Raw genomic sequence first — 668 nt, 5'->3', positions numbered from 1 at the left:
ATCGAGAACACGTCTTCCACCGGCATCAGGAACGGCTTGTCGATCGCACGCACCGGCTCCGGAATGTACGTATCCAGCGCGTCCACCAGCTTGATGATCGCCGGCACGCCGATTTCCGACTGGTCGCCTTCCAGCGCCTTCAGTGCCGAACCCTTGATGATCGGGGTGTCGTCGCCCGGGAAGTCGTACTTGCTCAGCAGCTCGCGCACTTCCATTTCCACCAGCTCGAGCAGCTCGGCGTCGTCCACCATGTCGGCCTTGTTCAGGAACACGACGATGTACGGCACGCCCACCTGGCGCGACAGCAGAATGTGTTCGCGGGTCTGCGGCATCGGGCCGTCAGCGGCCGAGCACACCAGAATCGCGCCGTCCATCTGCGCCGCACCCGTGATCATGTTCTTCACGTAGTCGGCGTGGCCCGGGCAGTCCACGTGAGCGTAGTGGCGGGTCGGCGATTCGTATTCGACGTGAGCCGTCGAAATCGTGATACCACGCGCCTTTTCTTCCGGCGCCGCGTCGATCGCGTCATACGCCTTGAACTCGCCACCGAAGCGCTCTGCGCCCACCTTGGTCAGCGCAGCCGTCAGCGTCGTCTTGCCGTGGTCCACGTGACCAATCGTGCCGACGTTGACGTGCGGCTTGGTGCGTTCGAATTTACCCTTTGCCAT

At 62.9% G+C, this 668-nt stretch carries 1 protein-coding gene; it reads right to left on the bottom strand.

Annotation, left to right across the window (positions count from 1 at the left end; genetic code table 11):
* A partial coding sequence (locus JHD67_RS21400; RefSeq protein ID WP_199101160.1) for a GTP-binding protein occupies positions 1-668 on the bottom strand: 668 nt, incomplete at its 3' end.

It is taken from the genome of Dyella sp. ASV21 (genome assembly GCF_016428975.1).
Taxonomy (GTDB): Bacteria; Pseudomonadota; Gammaproteobacteria; order Xanthomonadales; family Rhodanobacteraceae; genus Dyella.
Note: the sequence above shows the minus strand (reverse complement) of the source record. Positions and strands in the feature narration are given on the sequence as shown.